A 16,038-nucleotide genomic window follows, 5' to 3' on the forward strand; every position below is an offset into this window, starting at 1 on the left:
TTCGCCGCCATGCCATCCGAAATAAAGGCCGCTATTTTCCGCAACCTGGACTTGGGTGATTTGCTTAATGTGATGAGATTGGGCGGTATCGACCGGGACGAGGCGCTTTTTGCGTTTCGGCGCATTGAAAAAACTGCGCTGGCGCAGCAAATATTTGCCCAAGTTTGCCAGGGAAATACGCGAATAGTGCCGTTTTGCCAAGCCATGGCCTTGGATATCGCCACGCTCACTAAAGCAGAAAATGACAGGACGCTGTTAATGGAGGCGATCCGGCATCATCATCCCGTTATCGTCAGACAACTGCTTGCGCTGCCGAAAATAGACGTCAATGCCGCCGATCGGAATAGACTCAGCGCCCTGCATTTTGTCGCCCTGAACAATGATGACGCTATCAGCGCGCAACTGCTGGCCCAGCCCGGCGTTAATATCCACGCCGTTAACCATCTCGGTTCAACGGCGCTGCATTGCGCCGCCGCGTTCGGTCATGTCGCCGTGCTGGAGTTACTGCTGGCAAGGCGGGAGATTAACGTTAACGCCGGCGATCATATCGGTGCCACCCCTCTGCACTATGCCGCCATGACTCTCGGTCCGGCGGATGTTGCAAAGGACATGCTTGTCGGGAAAATAACGGCGATACAACAATTACTGGCCACCCCTGGCATTGATGTGAACCGTTGTGATAACGACGGCTGTACCCCCTTGCAACTCGCGGCCAAGGACGGCCTTGATCCCATCGTTCACCGGCTGCTGTCCGCGCCCGGGATTAATGCTGATTGCGCCGACAGCCTCGGCTACACGGCGTTGCTAAGCGCGCTGGCCCTGTTGCGCACCGATATCGCTATCCGCTTGATTGCATTGCCGGACATCGATATCAATTCCGCCCAGGCTGAAGGCTGGACAGCGCTGCATTATGCCGCGGCCCAAGGCAATACCGTTTTGGTGGACCTTCTGTTGCGCAAACCCAATATCCAGATCAACAGGCGCCAGAATGACGGATGGACCCCGTTGCATTGCGCCGTCCTCAATGGTCATACCAAGGCGATAAGACGTTTGCTTGACGAGCCGGATATCGATATTAAAGCCACGGATAATTATGGCTGCAACGCATTATTCTATGCGTTAATCCGGCGCGAAGGCGGCATTACCAGGCTGCTGAAAGAAAGGTAACGACCAGCGCGGCACTTTTCTGCGGGGGGCTTGAACATCAAGGGCGATCAACACAGCGGGGCGGGCGCGTTCTTTTCCTGCCGTTAAAAAACGAAGCCCCAGCCTTGCGGCCGGGGCTTCGTTAAACAGCAAAAGTCACACTGGGTGATTTTTGTGCTGTCGGTCAGGCAATTATTTTTTACTGACCGGAACGCTGAAACGTTTGTTAAAGCGATCAACACGTCCGCCGGTATCAACAACACGTTGTTTACCGGTGTAGAACGGATGGCAGGCGCCGCAAACGTCCAGGGTCAAATCGTGGCCCAGGGTGGAGTGGGTCTTGATAACGTTACCGCAAGAACAGGTTGCAGTAATTTCTACGTATTTCGGATGGATATCTTTTTTCATGGAAAACCTCGTCGTAAGGCCGCGTCGCTATCCAGTCTTCTTCCGCCGGACACCACGCGAAGGGAGTTGAGTTTCTCTAATGCCGGATGGCACCAAAGGCGGCGAATCATACAGAATGCCGCCGGGCTTTGCAAACACATCCGTGCATTGAAGGCGACACAGTGTACACTATCAGCGCAATTTTTCCACCCTGGATGAGTCGATGCCTGTTGTTCACGTTGCGCTACCGGTGCCATTGGCACGCACGTTCGATTATCTTTTGCCCGGCCATCTGCGCCCCGCGGTGGGTGGGCGCGTCCGCGTTCCCTTTGGACAACGCCACGCCATCGGCATCGTCACCGGCATCAGCGAAGAAAGCGAACTGCCGCTGGATAAACTCAAAAGCATCACCGACGTGCTTGATGAACATTCCCTATTCCCGCAAAGTCTGTGGCGGATTCTGAACTGGGCCATCGGTTATTATCATTACCCGGTCGGGGAAGTGCTGTTCCACGCGTTGCCGGTATTGATTCGCCAGGGCAAAGCGGCGGAAACGGCGCCGTTATGGCAATGGTTCGCCACCGAGCAGGGACGCGCTACGGCGCTTGACACCCTGAAACGGGCGCCGAAACAGCAGCAGGCGCTGGCCGCCCTGTTGCAAGGCCCTGTCTACCGGCATCAGGTTGGGGAACTCATGCTGGCCGACAGCGCGCTGCAGGCCCTGCGCGCCAAGGGGTTGAGTGATTTACGTTCCAGCCCCGCCGCCGTCGGCGACTGGCGCGAGAGTTATCGGGTCGAGGGGGAACGACTGCGGCTTAATACCGAACAGGCCACCGCCGTCGGCGCCATCCGCAGCGAAGACGATCGGTTCGCCGCCTGGCTGCTGGCCGGGGTTACCGGCTCGGGCAAGACAGAAGTCTATTTGACGGTGCTGGAAAATATCCTGGCCAAAGGCAAGCAGGCACTGATCCTGGTGCCGGAAATAGGCCTGACCCCGCAGACGATTGCCCGCTTTCGTGAACGCTTTCACGCGCCGGTGGAGGTGCTGCATTCCGGTTTAAACGACAGTGAACGCATGGCGGTCTGGCTGAACGCGCGCAGCGGCGAAACGGCGATTGTCATCGGCACCCGATCGGCGCTGTTTACGCCCTTTGCCCGCCTGGGCATTATCGTTATCGACGAAGAGCATGACAGCTCTTATAAACAACACGAGGGCTGGCGTTATCATGCCCGCGACCTGGCGGTATTCCGCGCGCGCGAAGAAAACATTCCCATTGTGCTGGGGTCGGCGACGCCCGCGCTGGAAACGCTGTATAACGTCCAACTGAAAAAATACCGCAGCCTGACGCTTGGCAAACGCGCAGGAAACGCCAGGCCCGCCACGCAGCAGTTGCAGGATCTGAAGGGACTGGCGCTGACCAACGGCATGTCGCAGCCGCTGTTGAAAAAAATGCGTACCCATCTTGATGCCGGCAACCAGGTGATGCTGTTCCTGAACCGGCGCGGCTTCGCCCCGGCGCTGTTATGCCACGAATGCGGCTGGATCGCCGAATGCCAGCGCTGCGATCATTATTATACCCTTCACCAGCAGCAGCGCCTGATGCGTTGCCATCATTGCGACAGCCAGCGACCGATCCCCAATCAATGCCCGCAGTGCGGTTCAACCCAGTTGGTGCCGGTCGGCCTCGGTACCGAGCAGCTTGAAGAAACGCTGACGGCATTATTCCCCACCACCCCCATTACCCGTGTCGATCGCGACACCACGTCGCGCAAAGGCGCGTTGGAACACCATTTGGCCGAAGTGCATAAAGGCGGCGCCCGTATTTTAATCGGCACCCAGATGCTGGCGAAAGGGCACCATTTCCCGGACGTCACGCTGGTGTCGCTGCTGGATGTGGACGGCGCGCTGTTTTCGGCCGATTTCCGCTCGGCGGAGCGGTTCGCGCAGCTCTATACCCAGGTTTCGGGACGCGCGGGGCGCGCCGGTAAACCGGGCGAAGTGTTCTTGCAAACGCATCATCCCGATCATCCGTTATTGCAGGTATTACTGCATGAAGGGTATATGGCTTTTGCGCTACAGGCGCTGGCCGAACGCCAGACGGTGCTGTTGCCGCCCTTTACCAGCCATATTCTGTTTCGGGCGGAAGACCACGATAACCAACAGGCCAGGCAGTTCCTGGAGCGACTGCGCCAGTTGCTGGATGCCAGCCCGTTACGCGATGAGTCCCTGTGGCTGATGGGACCTATCCCGGCGCTGCAGCCCAAACGCGGCGGACGTTTTCGCTGGCAACTGCTGCTGCAGCACCCTTCGCGCGCGCAATTGCAACGACTGGTCGCCGCCAGCCTGCCGCTGGTGGGCACCATGACCCAGGCGCGCAAGGTAAAGTGGTCGCTGGATGTGGATCCGGTGGATATTTAATCCTGACGGGGTTATCAGTATTTTGCGCATCACATTCGGATAATATTCAAAGTTTGTACCGGAACGATCTTTTTAGTCACTCAAGTAACGCACTATCTGATAGAAAAGACGGGCCAGGGGACACTGGGATCGTCCCGTGCCGCCACGCGCGGCCGGCATCTTTCCGGGCGCTGGTGTTGAGGGTCGCACCGGAACACCGTATGGAACATGCGCGATAAAACGTGCCTATTGCGCTGACATCAGGAGAAAGATGTGGAATCTAAAAAGTTTGCCGGCCTGGCGACCATGAAGGATGTGGCGGAAAAAGCCGGCGTGTCGACAGCCACGGTTTCCAGGGCGCTCATGAATCCGGAGAAAGTCTCCGTCACCACGCGTAGAAAAGTCCAGCTCGCCGTAAGCGATGTCGGCTATTCCCCGCAGCCTCTCGGCCGCCAGGTAAAACGAAATGAAACCTGCAACCTGCTGGCCCTGGTGCCGGATATCTGCGATCCCTTTTTCTCTGAAATCCTGCGCGGCATTGAGGAAACCGCCGATGAAAACGGCTATCTGGTCCTGATTGCCGACTACGCCCACCAGCGCCCACATAAAAAAAGCTTCAGTGATTTGATCATTGCCAGGCAGATAGATGGTATGTTGCTGCTCGGGTCCGAGCCGCCATTTGCCATTGATATCGCAGAGCAGCAAAACCTGCCGCCGATGGTGATGGTCAATGAGTTTGTTCCGGAGCTTGCATTGCCCACGGTGCATATCGATAATCTTACCGCGGCCTATGAGGCGGTGGATTATCTGTTCAGCCTTGGCCACCAGCGTATCGCCTGCATTAGCGGCCCGGAGCATCTGACGCTTTGTCATTATCGGGTACAGGGGTATATTCAGGCGCTGCGACGTCATGGCATCCCGCCCGAAGATCATATTGTCATCCAGGGCGACGTGAGTTACGAGGCAGGCGCGGCGGGACTTAATGCATTAATTTCGCGAACGTATCCGCCTACTGCTATCTTTTGTCACAGTGATATCATAGCGTTTGGCGTTTTATCCCAGGCGAAGAAAATTGGGCTGGACGTGCCGGGGGATTTGTCCCTGGTCGGCTTCGACGATATAACGCTTGCGAAATTCTGCGACCCACCGTTGACTACCGTGGCCCAGCCGAGCTACCAGCTTGGCCGAGAGGCGTTATTGTTACTCTTGCAGCAGCTCAGGCAACAGGCGGTAGCGAATACCTCCCTGCTATTGGATAGCAAACTGATCGTCCGGGGCAGTACCGCCATGCCCCGCATAAAACGAAATGCGCTTTAGGACTACAGGCGCTGGTCAAATATTATTGCCTTCAGTAACATGACGGGCTGGTTACTTTCTCAAACTTAGCGAAACGACAGTGGCACAAAGAGACTATGTAGGCCGTGGAAGGACAAACACGCGGCGCAAAAAAACCAACAGTCGAAAAAAACGCACCTCTTCCGGCATCTCAAAGACCATGATCGCATTGGCCGTTGCCGTATTGATTACGTTTATTGGCGGTCTCTACTTTATTGCCCACAATAAGACGGAGGAGGCAGTCATTCTGCCGAGCCACGGCAACCATACCAGCAACGGCCTGCCGCCTAAACCGGAAGAGCGTTGGCGTTATATTAAAGAGCTGGAAAATCGCCAGATAGGGGTGCAAACGCCTACCGAGCCCACCGCGGGCGGCGAGGTGCAAACACCCGCCCAGTTGACCGACGAGCAGCGCCAGTTGCTTGAGCAGATGCAAGCGGACATGCGCCAGCAGCCGACCCACCTCAACGAAGTGCCTTATAACGACCAGGTGAAATCGTCGGCGGCAAATCACGCCCGTAACCAGCAGAACCAGCAATCATTCCAGACGACGCCTGCGCCGCGTCCAACGCCTGCCGCCACGCCGGTACAACCGCGCCAGGTTTTCTCCGCGCCGGTTGAGCAACAGCCGCCGCGCCAGGCGCCGGCCGTACAGCAGGTGCAACAGCCGCCGCGCCAGGCGCCGGCCGTACAGCAGGTGCAACAGCCGCCGCGCCAGGCGCCGGCCGTACAGCAGGTGCAACAGCCGCCGCGCCAGGCGCCGGCCGCACAGCAGGTGCAACAGCCGCCGCGCCAGGCGCCGGCCGCACAGCAGGTGCAACAGCCGCCGCGCCAGGCGCCGGCCGCACAGCAGGTGCAACAGCCTCATCAGGCGCCGGTGACCGCCATACAACCGGCGCCCCAGACGAAAACGGAAGCCCGCGCCGAACCCAAGGCCGAAGCGAAGGCGGAAAAAGAACCGGCGGAAAAAGCCCAACGCTGGCTGATCCAGTGTGGTTCGTTTAAAGCGATGGATCAGGCCGAGTCTATCCGCGCCCAGCTCGCCTTCGGCGGCATTGAAAGCCGGATCACCAGCAATGGCGGCTGGAACCGCGTCATGTTGGGCCCCTATTCCACCCGCGCCGGCGCCGATAAGTCGCTGCAAAATTTACGCGCGTCCGGGGTGTCAAATTGCATTCCCATTGCCAGTGGGGGTTGAAAACCCTTAATCCCACCCCATCTATAAATTCAATATGTCTCATACTCATTATGAGACGCTTGAATCTATAGTTACCGGAGGGTTGCACGTGACAACAATCGTAAGCGTACGCCGCAATGGCCGTGTGGCCATCGGCGGCGACGGCCAGGCTACCCTGGGTAATACCGTGATGAAAGGGAATGTGCGCAAAGTCCGTACGCTTTACCATGATCAAGTGATAGCGGGTTTTGCCGGCGGCACCGCGGATGCCTTTACCTTATTCGAACTGTTCGAGCGTAAGCTGGAACTGCATCAAGGCCATCTGACCAAGGCGGCCGTGGAGTTGGCTAAGGACTGGCGTACGGATCGCATGTTACGCAAGCTGGAGGCCATACTGGCGGTGGCGGATGAACAGACGTCGCTTATCATTACCGGCAATGGCGATGTTATCCAGCCGGAAGACGATCTGATCGCCATTGGTTCCGGCGGGCCGTATGCCCAGGCCGCCGCGCGCGCCTTGCTTGATAACACCGAGCTTGGCGCGCGGGATATCGTGGAGAAAGCATTGACGATCGCGGGAGACATCTGCATTTACACCAATCAATTCCACACGATTAAAGAAATCACCTCCAAAGTGAAGGAGCCTGAAAATGTCTGAGATGACTCCACGCGAAATCGTCAGCGAACTCGACGACTATATTATCGGACAGCATAATGCAAAACGCGCGGTTGCCATCGCGCTGCGCAATCGCTGGCGCCGCATGCAGCTGGACGAAGCATTGCGTCATGAAGTGACGCCAAAAAATATCCTGATGATCGGCCCGACCGGCGTCGGTAAAACAGAAATCGCCCGCCGTCTGGCAAAACTGGCCAACGCGCCGTTTATCAAGGTGGAAGCCACTAAATTTACCGAAGTCGGTTACGTCGGCAAAGAAGTGGATTCAATCATCCGCGATCTCACCGACGCGGCGGTAAAAATGGTGCGCCTGCAATCCATGGATAAAAACCGCCAGCGCGCTGAAGAGTTAGCGGAAGAACGCGTGCTGGATGTGCTGATCCCGCCGCCGAAAAATAATTGGGGCCAGCCGGAGGAGACCGCCGAACCGTCGGCGGCGCGTCAGAATTTCCGTAAAAAGCTGCGCGAAGGCCAGCTGGACGATAAAGAGATCGAGATAAACCTGGCCGCCGCGCCGATGGGCGTCGAGATTATGGCGCCGCCGGGAATGGAGGAGATGACCAATCAGCTGCAATCGATGTTCAAAAACCTGGCCGGGCAAAAACAAAAACCACGCAAGATTAAAATCAAGGAAGCGCTGAAGCTGCTGGTCGAGGAAGAGGCGGCAAAGCTGGTCAATCCGGAAGAGCTGAAAGAGCTGGCTATCGAAGCCGTCGAACAGCACGGCATCGTATTTATCGATGAAATTGATAAAATCTGCAAACGCGGCGAAACGTCCGGCCCGGATGTCTCCCGCGAGGGCGTGCAACGGGATTTACTGCCGTTGGTGGAAGGCTGTACCGTCTCGACGAAACACGGCATGGTAAAAACCGACCATATCCTGTTTATCGCCTCCGGCGCGTTCCAGGTGTCCAGCCCGTCCGATTTGATTCCGGAGCTGCAAGGCCGGCTGCCGATCCGAGTCGCGCTTGAAGCCCTGACGACCAACGATTTCGAGCGTATCCTGACCGAACCCAGCGCTTCCCTGACGATTCAGTACAAAGCGCTGATGGCCACCGAAGGCGTCAGCATCGAATTTACCGCCGACGGCATCCGACGCATCGCCGAGGCCGCCTGGCAGGTCAACGAACGCACCGAGAATATCGGCGCCCGTCGCCTGCATACCGTGCTTGAGCGCCTGATGGAAGATATTTCCTATGACGCCAGCGAATGGGATGGTAAAACAATTTCAATTGATGCAGATTATGTTCGTAGCCATCTGGATGAGCTAATATCTGACGAAGATTTGAGCCGATTTATCCTGTAAGCGCCAAGGGGTAAACGACATCCGCAATGGGAGGCTCCGGCCTCCCGTTTTTTTTGCCAAAACCGGGTATTACACATAAGATTCGTTAATTATGAGCGAAACCGTCACCATCAGCCCGACCAAAGCCTGGATGGTCAGCCTGCGCCTGCGCACGCTGCCGCTGGCGCTGGCCTCTATCGTCACCGGCTCGGCGATTGCCGGCTGGCAAGGCCATTTTAAACCCGGCGTCGCGCTGCTGGCGCTGCTTACCGCCGCGCTGCTGCAAATCCTGTCCAATCTGGCCAACGATTATGGCGATTCAGTGAAAGGCAGCGACGATCACGGCCGCATCGGGCCGCTGCGCGGTATGCAGATGGGCGTTATCTCCCGCGGGCAGATGAAACTGGCGTTGATTATCGCCATCGCCCTGTCGCTGATTTCCGGCGCAACGCTTATTGCCGTGGCCTGCGAAAAACCCGCCGATATCCTGGGTTTCCTGGCCCTCGGCGTACTGTCGATTATCGCCGCCATTACTTATACCATGGGTACGCGCCCCTACGGTTATATGGGCTTGGGCGATCTGTCGGTGCTGATTTTTTTCGGCTGGCTCAGCGTCGGCGGCAGCTATTATCTGCAAACCGGCGCCTTCCATACCATCGTGATGCTACCGGCTACCGCCTGTGGGCTATTGGCGGCCGCCGTGTTGAATATCAATAATCTGCGGGATATCGAAACCGATCGCCTGACCGGGAAGAACACGCTCGCGGTGCGTCTCGGGCCGCTGCGGGCGCGTTATTATCATGCGGGCCTGCTGGCGTGCGCGGTGTTGTGCCTGGCCGTTTTCACCCTGCTTGAGTTGCGCAACCTGGTAGGCTGGCTGTTCGCCCTGGCCGTGCCGGCGCTGTATATGCAGGCGCGTTATGTCCTGCACGAGCCAGACCCGTCAGGCATCCGTCCCATGCTGGAAAAAACCGTAAAATGCGCGCTGCTGATCAATATCCTGTTTGCCGTGGGGCTGCTGTTTAGCTAAACGTTTTCTGACGCGCATCAAGTTAACAATTGATGGTTTTGGCAACTGGCGCGAGAACGCGATATACTTTCCGCTCCAGCGGCAAACCGACGTAAATCCTATGAAATACGATACTTCAGAACTATGCGACATTTATCATGAAGACGTGAATGTTGTCGAACCTCTCTTCAGCAATTTCGGCGGGAGGACATCGTTTGGCGGGCAAATCGTTACCGTGAAATGCTTCGAGGATAATGGTTTGCTTTATGACGTGCTTGAAGAAAACGGCCTTGGCCGCGTGTTGGTCGTTGATGGCGGCGGGTCGGTCAGGCGCGCGCTGATTAATGCCGAGCTGGGCACGCTTGCGGTGCAAAACGAGTGGGAAGGTATCGTGGTTTACGGCGCGGTGCGCCAGGTGGACGATCTTGAAGAGCTTGACCTAGGCATCCAGGCCATGGCCGCCACGCCTGCCGGCGCCGCGAGCGAAGGCATAGGCGAGAGCGATATCCGGGTCAATTTTGGCGGGGTAACCTTCTTTTCCGGCGATCATCTTTACGCCGACAATACCGGTATTATCCTGTCGGAAGACGCGCTAGATCTCGAGTAATTGGCGGCAACGCGCAAAAGGGCGATCTGGCATCGCCCTTGTTGTTGCCCGCAAGCCGGCGTTACACTTCCTCCATCTTACTGAGCAATGCGCGTAAACGCTCTTGCCACACGCCCTGCTCCTGCTTCAACTGCTCATTTTCGTTAACCAGCGACTCGCGGTTGCTGGACGCTTGCTGAATTTCCTGAGCCAGACTGTTATTCTTCTCTTTCAATTCTTCAATTTCCATTTGCAACAGCGTGATGGTATCTATCGCCTGCTGTACCTTCGCTTCTAATTTTTCAAATACTTCAAAAGCCATTTCAGCCCCCTTAAGCCTACAAGGTGTAATCATGAATGGGAGCTACACGCCGGCGTGTAGCCCTTAAATCGTCTTGGCGTCAGCACCGCTACAGGCGCGTATCACATTGCCCCGGGTACAGCCTGGAGAGGGGATTTTATGTAGCGCCTCCCCCAGTGTCCAGCCGCAATCGTCTAAACGGCCGAATGAGTCGGTTATTGTACGCTATGAACCCAACGTGCAGCGGAAAGTTTTGCCGGCGATGAGATGCTCGTTTTAGCAATTAACACATTTTGTTAAAAAAGGTGATAGCCAGCACACAGAAATTTTGCCCATAACAGCCTAAATTAAGCGAATACGCTCATTTTTATGACGTACTGCACACAATTTGATTTCGATATTTCTCGTTTCTGCTCGTTAACGATAAATTTACAACATACCTACATGCCTTACTAGGTAAGATTTGATTCGGTAAGCAGACATGTCCACCACTGCTACCCCACTTTTCGCCAGCAGGAAAAGATTATGAGCCAACAAAAAACTCCAACACTGAAAGGCCAATGTATCGCTGAATTTCTGGGCACCGCCTTGCTGATTTTCTTCGGCGCCGGCTGCGTTGCCGCACTGAAGCTGGCCGGCGCCAGCTTTGGCCAATGGGAAATCAGTATCATCTGGGGCTTTGGCGTCGCCATGGCGGTTTATCTTACCGCCGCCGTTTCCGGCGCGCATCTCAGCCCCGCGGTGTCCATCGCGCTATGGCTGTTCGCCAATTTCGAGCGCCGCAAGGTGGTGCCCTACATCGTTGCGCAAATGCTCGGCGCCTTCTGCGGCGCAGCGGTGGTCTACGGTCTTTACTACAACCTGTTCATCGACTTCGAGCAGGCAAACCATATGGTCCGCGGCAGCGTGGAAAGCCTCCAGCTGGCCGGGGTATTCTCAACCTATCCTAACCCGCATATTTCCGTGATCCAGGCGTTTTTAGTGGAAACGGTGATTACCGCCATTCTGTTATGCCTGATCCTGGCCTTGACCGACGACGGCAATGGCATTCCCCGCGGCCCGCTGGCGCCGCTGCTGATCGGTATCCTTATCGCGGTCATCGGCGCATCCATGGGGCCGTTGACCGGGTTCGCCCTTAACCCCGCCCGTGATTTCGGTCCCAAGGTATTCGCCTACCTGATGGGCTGGGGCAAGGTAGCCTTTACCGGCGGCCGTGAAATTCCCTACTTCCTGGTGCCGCTGATTGCACCGATCATCGGCGGCTGCCTTGGCGCCTTTATCTATCGCTCGCTGATCAGCCCTTACCTTCCTTCTAATATTATCGAGGATGGTTTGGAAGAGACCCGCTCGGCAAACACAGCAAAATCCGAACGCAAAGCGTAATGCTTACTGTGCCAATGTTAACTTTTGCAGGAATCTATTATGTCATCAGATAAAAAATATATTGTGGCTCTCGATCAGGGAACGACCAGCTCACGCGCCATTGTCATGGATCATGACGCCAATATCGTCAGCGTTTCGCAGCGCGAATTCACCCAGATTTATCCCAAACCAGGCTGGGTAGAGCACGACCCGATGGAAATTTGGGCATCGCAAAGCTCGACACTGGTGGAAGTGCTGGCTAAAGCCGACATCCGCTCCGACCAGATCGCGGGCATCGGCATTACCAACCAGCGTGAAACGGCGGTGGTCTGGGATAAGGAATCCGGCAAGCCTGTTTACAACGCCATCGTCTGGCAGTGCCGCCGTACTTCGGATATGTGTGAGAAGCTTAAACGCGACGGCCATGAGGAGTACGTACGCAAAACCACCGGGCTGGTTATCGATCCCTATTTCTCGGGCACCAAGGTGAAATGGATCCTGGATAATGTCGAGGGCGCCCGGGAACGCGCCAAACGCGGCGAACTGCTGTTCGGCACCATAGATACGTGGCTTATCTGGCGCATGACCCAGGGTCGCGTGCACGTTACCGACTATACCAACGCCTCCCGTACCATGCTGTATGACATCCATAACCTGCAATGGGACGACAAGCTGCTGGAAATCCTGGATATTCCCCGCTCCATGCTGCCCGAGGTCCGTCCCTCGTCCGAAGTGTACGGCCAGACCAATATCGGCGGTAAAGGCGGGACCCGTATTCCCATCGCCGGTATTGCCGGCGATCAGCAAGCCGCGCTGTTCGGACAACTGTGCGTCCAGCCGGGTATGGCCAAGAATACCTACGGCACCGGCTGCTTCCTGCTGATGAATACCGGCACCAAGGCGGTGCAATCGAAACACGGCCTGCTGACCACCATCGCCTGCGGACCGCGTGGGGAAGTCAATTACGCCCTGGAGGGCGCGGTGTTTGTTGCCGGCGCCGCCATCCAGTGGCTGCGCGACGAAATGAAACTGATAAGCGACGCCACCGATTCGGAGTATTTCGCCAGCAAGGTGAAGGATACCAACGGGGTGTACGTGGTGCCGGCGTTCACCGGCCTGGGCGCGCCGTATTGGGATCCCTATGCGCGCGGCGCGATATTCGGTTTGACCCGCGGCGTTAATGCGAATCATATTATTCGCGCCACGTTGGAATCCATCGCCTTCCAGACCCGCGATCTTCTTGACGCCATGCAGGCCGATTCCGGCGCCCGCCTGCAGTCCCTGCGGGTTGACGGCGGCGCCGTGGCCAATAATTTCCTGATGCAGTTCCAGTCCGATATCCTCGGCACCCGCGTCGAGCGTCCCGAAGTACGGGAAGTGACCGCACTGGGCGCGGCGTATCTGGCCGGCCTGGCGGTAGGCTTCTGGAGCGATTTGGAGGAGGTCAGGAGCAAGGCGATTATCGAGCGAGAATTCCGCCCAAGCATTGAAACGGTGGAACGCAACGTTCGCTATAGCGGCTGGCAAAAAGCGGTTGAGCGCGCCCGCTCATGGGAAGAACGCTCGGACGAATAATACCCCGGCCGGCACGTTTTTTTACCCTGGCCGCATTGCGCCGCGGTCCCCGCGCCCGGAATGCGCGCCAGGTGTGATAAACTTTGCGATAAACTTCTCTTAAGTGGATACGCAAGGTTTAAGCATGAAACGTGAATTAGCCATCGAATTCTCCCGGGTGACCGAAGCCGCCGCGCTGGCGGGCTATAGCTGGCTGGGCCGCGGCGATAAGAACGCGGCCGACAATGCGGCGGTTCAGGCCATGCGCATTATGCTCAACCAGGTGCAGATCGACGGCCGGATTGTGATTGGCGAAGGCGAAATTGACGAAGCGCCGATGCTTTTCATCGGCGAAGCCGTCGGCACCGGCCAGGGAGACGCGGTGGATATCGCGGTGGACCCTATCGAAGGCACCCGTATGACGGCCATGGGCCAGGCAAATGCGCTGGCGGTATTGGCGGTGGGTGAAAAAGGCGCTTTTCTGCATGCGCCTGATATGTATATGGAAAAGCTGGTGGTCGGCCCGGATGCCAAAGGCGCCATTAACCTTAGCCTGCCCCTGGACGAAAACCTGCGTAATATTGCCCATACGCTGAATAAGCCGCTTTCGCAGCTGACCGTGGCCATTCTGGCCAAACCCCGTCATGACGACTGTATTGCCGCTTTGCAGCGGCTTGGCGTGCGCGTATTTACCATTCCCGACGGCGATGTGGCCGCCTCCCTGCTTACCTGCATGCCGGATAGCGAAGTGGACGTGATGTACGGTATAGGCGGCGCGCCTGAAGGGGTTATCTCGGCGGCGGCCATCCGCGCGATGGATGGCGATATGCAGGGCCGGCTGTTGCCCCGCCATCAGGTCAAAGGCGACACCGCGGCCAACCGCCTGATAGGCGACGATGAGCTGGCGCGCTGCGCCGCCATGGGCATCAGCGCCAATACCGTGCTGACGCTTAACGATATGGCGCGCAATGACAACGTGGTCTTTTCCGCCACCGGCATTACCAAAGGGGATCTGTTAAACGGCATCACCCGCAAAGGCAACCTGGCCACCACTGAAACCTTGTTGATCCGCGGCAACAGCCGCACCATCAGGCGTATCGCCTCAACCCATTACCTTGATCGCAAGGATGCCGCCCTGCACCCCTTTATTCTTTAACCCGCGGATTTCGCGCCATGGCATCAATTGCAAAACGTATTGTTAACAATTACAGTCGTCCCGCTGGATGCCAAGGCTGAATTAGCCGATAATGACGCGTTCGCGGCGTAACAAAAAAGGTAGCGCAGGCAACCATGCCGGCGCTTACCGGATCCGCTATCATCACCAGCCGCTGTGACAGAGTGGAGAATCGTTAGCCGGTCCGGGTACCGGCCGGAAAGACCAAGGGGAAAGTGAGTTATGGCAGAATGGGTGACCGGGAAAATCATACATGTGGAACACTGGACGGAGAGCCTGTTTAGCTTAACCGTTAACGCTCCCGTCGATCCTTTTACCGCCGGACAGTTTGCCAAACTCGGCCTGGAGATCAACGGCGAGCGTGTCCAGCGCGCGTATTCCTACGTCAACGCGCCGCACAGCGATAACCTGGAATTCTACCTGGTGACGGTGCCGGAGGGTAAGCTTAGCCCGCCGCTCCACGCCTTGCAGCCTGGGGATTCGTTAATGATCACCAAAGAGGCCGCCGGCTTTTTTGTCCTTGATGAAATCCCGGAATGTGAAACGCTATGGATGCTGGCGACCGGCACGGCGCTGGGGCCTTTTCTGTCCATCCTGCAGCAGGGGGAGGGACTGGAGCGCTTTAAGGATATCGTGCTGGTACACGCCGCGCGTTTTGCCCGTGACCTCAGCTACCTGCCCCTGATGCTGGAACTGCAGCAGCGTTTTAACGGCAAGCTGCATGTGCAGACGGTGGTCAGCCGCGAGGAGGTTCCCGGCTCGCTGACCGGCCGCGTTCCCGCCCTGATAGCCGACGGGTCCCTGGAAGCCGCGGTTGGGCTGCCGTTAAATGCCCAAACCGGCCATGTGATGTTATGCGGTAATCCGCAAATGGTCAGGGACACCCAGCAGATATTAAAAGATACCCGCGAAATGCGTAAACATCTGCGGCGCAAGCCGGGCCATATTACCAGCGAGCACTACTGGTAAGCGCCATGCGAATTTACTGGTTAAGATCACTGGGAATCTACGCACTGTGAACAGCAAAATCCGCTTCGTTATCCCGGCCCTGTTGCTGGCATTGCTGTTCCCGGCGGCGATGGGCGCGGCGGCGGAAAACCCCGCCGACACGCCCGCCCCCGCGCCTTATTTGCTGGCCGGCGCCCCCACCTTTGATCTGACGGTGGTGACATTCCGCGAGCAGTTTAATGCGCACAATCCCGCGCTGCAGATAGGCGAGTTCCGGGCTATCGACAGCCGTGGCGACGGCATGAATCTCACGCGCGCCGCCAGTAAAATCAACGGCACCCTGTATGCGTCCACCGCCCTGGAAAAGGGCAGCGGCAAGATCAAGACCTTGCAACTGACCTATCTGGCGGTGGAAGGCGGCAGCGAAAAAGCGGCGCGCGCCGTGGCCGTGAGTTATATGGCCGCGCTGCTGCGGGAGTTCGAGCCGGCATTGACGGCGGCGCAAAGTAACGCCCGGGTGGCCGACCTGCTGGCCAAAGGGAAAGGCTCGCGCTTTTTCCAGCAGTCCTGGGGAGCCTTGCGTTATGTGGTGGCCGATAATGGTGATAAAGGTCTCACTTTTGCCATAGAGCCGGTTAAGCTCGCCTTATCCGAACCCTGAGCGGCCGCGGTTTCATGACAAAAAACAAAGCCACCGCGG

The 16,038-nt window shown here is 57.3% G+C and carries 15 protein-coding genes; 13 read left to right on the forward strand and 2 right to left on the reverse strand.

Going from position 1 to position 16,038, the window contains the following annotated elements:
• Positions 1–9 precede the first annotated feature (9 nt).
• Positions 10–1,167 carry an ankyrin repeat domain-containing protein gene (locus ACL2XM_RS20790; protein WP_413731537.1) on the forward strand — a complete coding sequence of 386 codons (1,158 nt, stop codon included), beginning with the start codon at positions 10–12 and terminating at the stop codon, positions 1,165–1,167.
• A 171-nt stretch (positions 1,168–1,338) separates the two neighbouring features.
• On the opposite strand, the gene rpmE is transcribed toward ACL2XM_RS20790, so the two are convergent.
• On the reverse strand, positions 1,339–1,554 hold the full coding sequence (gene rpmE / locus ACL2XM_RS20795) for a 50S ribosomal protein L31 (RefSeq protein WP_162367573.1): 216 nt from the start codon (positions 1,552–1,554) through the stop codon (positions 1,339–1,341).
• A gap of 202 nt (positions 1,555–1,756) precedes the next feature.
• Here rpmE and priA point away from each other — a divergent pair, with 202 nt between their 5' ends.
• The 7 genes from priA to rraA all read left to right on the forward strand — a co-directional run bounded on the left by priA (position 1,757) and on the right by rraA (position 10,020).
• On the forward strand, positions 1,757–3,952 hold the full coding sequence (gene priA, locus ACL2XM_RS20800) for a primosomal protein N' (RefSeq protein ID WP_413731538.1): 2,196 nt from the start codon (positions 1,757–1,759) through the stop codon (positions 3,950–3,952).
• Positions 3,953–4,204: 252 nt separating this feature from the next.
• Positions 4,205–5,248 carry a DNA-binding transcriptional regulator CytR gene (gene cytR, locus ACL2XM_RS20805; protein WP_413729111.1) on the forward strand — a complete coding sequence of 348 codons (1,044 nt, stop codon included), beginning with the start codon at positions 4,205–4,207 and terminating at the stop codon, positions 5,246–5,248.
• A 79-nt stretch (positions 5,249–5,327) separates the two neighbouring features.
• Positions 5,328–6,464 (forward strand): cell division protein FtsN, encoded by a 1,137-nt coding sequence (ftsN, locus tag ACL2XM_RS20810; RefSeq protein WP_413729112.1) that lies wholly within the window; start codon positions 5,328–5,330, stop codon positions 6,462–6,464.
• Between the two features lie 88 nt (positions 6,465–6,552).
• Complete coding sequence (gene hslV, locus ACL2XM_RS20815) at positions 6,553–7,101, forward strand: ATP-dependent protease subunit HslV (protein ID WP_410012703.1); 549 nt, start codon at positions 6,553–6,555, stop codon at positions 7,099–7,101.
• Entirely contained in the window at positions 7,094–8,425 is a 1,332-nt protein-coding gene (gene hslU / locus ACL2XM_RS20820; RefSeq protein ID WP_413727403.1) for an HslU--HslV peptidase ATPase subunit, read from the forward strand. The genes hslV and hslU overlap by 8 nt, the downstream gene beginning before the upstream one ends.
• Before the next feature lie 91 nt (positions 8,426–8,516).
• Positions 8,517–9,434, forward strand: a complete 918-nt coding sequence (locus ACL2XM_RS20825) for a 1,4-dihydroxy-2-naphthoate polyprenyltransferase (RefSeq protein ID WP_410012705.1) — start codon at positions 8,517–8,519, stop codon at positions 9,432–9,434.
• 100 nt (positions 9,435–9,534) lie between these two features.
• Entirely contained in the window at positions 9,535–10,020 is a 486-nt protein-coding gene (gene rraA / locus ACL2XM_RS20830) for a ribonuclease E activity regulator RraA (RefSeq protein ID WP_162367566.1), read from the forward strand.
• A 61-nt stretch (positions 10,021–10,081) separates the two neighbouring features.
• On the opposite strand, the gene zapB is transcribed toward rraA, so the two are convergent.
• On the reverse strand, positions 10,082–10,321 hold the full coding sequence (zapB, locus tag ACL2XM_RS20835) for a cell division protein ZapB (RefSeq protein WP_410012706.1): 240 nt from the start codon (positions 10,319–10,321) through the stop codon (positions 10,082–10,084).
• 504 nt (positions 10,322–10,825) lie between these two features.
• On the opposite strand from zapB, the gene ACL2XM_RS20840 reads away from it, so the two are divergent.
• The 5 genes from ACL2XM_RS20840 (at position 10,826) to ACL2XM_RS20860 (ending at position 15,999) form a co-directional block, all read left to right on the forward strand.
• On the forward strand, positions 10,826–11,683 hold the full coding sequence (locus ACL2XM_RS20840; protein WP_410012707.1) for an MIP/aquaporin family protein: 858 nt from the start codon (positions 10,826–10,828) through the stop codon (positions 11,681–11,683).
• A gap of 39 nt (positions 11,684–11,722) precedes the next feature.
• Positions 11,723–13,237: a glycerol kinase GlpK gene (gene glpK, locus ACL2XM_RS20845; RefSeq protein ID WP_410012708.1), complete on the forward strand. Its 1,515-nt coding sequence runs from the start codon at positions 11,723–11,725 to the stop codon at positions 13,235–13,237.
• 124 nt (positions 13,238–13,361) lie between these two features.
• Complete coding sequence (gene glpX / locus ACL2XM_RS20850) at positions 13,362–14,372, forward strand: class II fructose-bisphosphatase (RefSeq protein ID WP_410012709.1); 1,011 nt, start codon at positions 13,362–13,364, stop codon at positions 14,370–14,372.
• 240 nt (positions 14,373–14,612) lie between these two features.
• Positions 14,613–15,359 (forward strand): ferredoxin--NADP(+) reductase, encoded by a 747-nt coding sequence (gene fpr, locus ACL2XM_RS20855; protein WP_410012710.1) that lies wholly within the window; start codon positions 14,613–14,615, stop codon positions 15,357–15,359.
• Between the two features lie 46 nt (positions 15,360–15,405).
• Positions 15,406–15,999 carry a DUF1454 family protein gene (locus ACL2XM_RS20860; protein WP_410012711.1) on the forward strand — a complete coding sequence of 198 codons (594 nt, stop codon included), beginning with the start codon at positions 15,406–15,408 and terminating at the stop codon, positions 15,997–15,999.
• Positions 16,000–16,038 lie beyond the last annotated feature (39 nt).

The organism is Sodalis sp. RH20, from assembly GCF_047324205.1.
Lineage (GTDB): Bacteria > Pseudomonadota > Gammaproteobacteria > Enterobacterales > Enterobacteriaceae > Acerihabitans.

Bases quoted from the DNA above. Each gene is read 5' to 3' on its own strand.
- priA (WP_413731538.1), top strand. From the start codon at position 1,757: ATGCCTGTTGTTCACGTTGCGCTACCGGTGCCATTGGCACGCACGTTC.
- zapB (WP_410012706.1), bottom strand. From the start codon at position 10,321: ATGGCTTTTGAAGTATTTGAAAAATTAGAAGCGAAGGTACAGCAGGCG.
- ACL2XM_RS20790 (WP_413731537.1), top strand. From the start codon at position 10: ATGCCATCCGAAATAAAGGCCGCTATTTTCCGCAACCTGGACTTGGGT.
- rpmE (WP_162367573.1), bottom strand. From the start codon at position 1,554: ATGAAAAAAGATATCCATCCGAAATACGTAGAAATTACTGCAACCTGT.
- ACL2XM_RS20840 (WP_410012707.1), top strand. From the start codon at position 10,826: ATGAGCCAACAAAAAACTCCAACACTGAAAGGCCAATGTATCGCTGAA.
- ACL2XM_RS20825 (WP_410012705.1), top strand. From the start codon at position 8,517: ATGAGCGAAACCGTCACCATCAGCCCGACCAAAGCCTGGATGGTCAGC.
- hslU (WP_413727403.1), top strand. From the start codon at position 7,094: ATGTCTGAGATGACTCCACGCGAAATCGTCAGCGAACTCGACGACTAT.
- rraA (WP_162367566.1), top strand. From the start codon at position 9,535: ATGAAATACGATACTTCAGAACTATGCGACATTTATCATGAAGACGTG.
- fpr (WP_410012710.1), top strand. From the start codon at position 14,613: ATGGCAGAATGGGTGACCGGGAAAATCATACATGTGGAACACTGGACG.
- glpK (WP_410012708.1), top strand. From the start codon at position 11,723: ATGTCATCAGATAAAAAATATATTGTGGCTCTCGATCAGGGAACGACC.
- glpX (WP_410012709.1), top strand. From the start codon at position 13,362: ATGAAACGTGAATTAGCCATCGAATTCTCCCGGGTGACCGAAGCCGCC.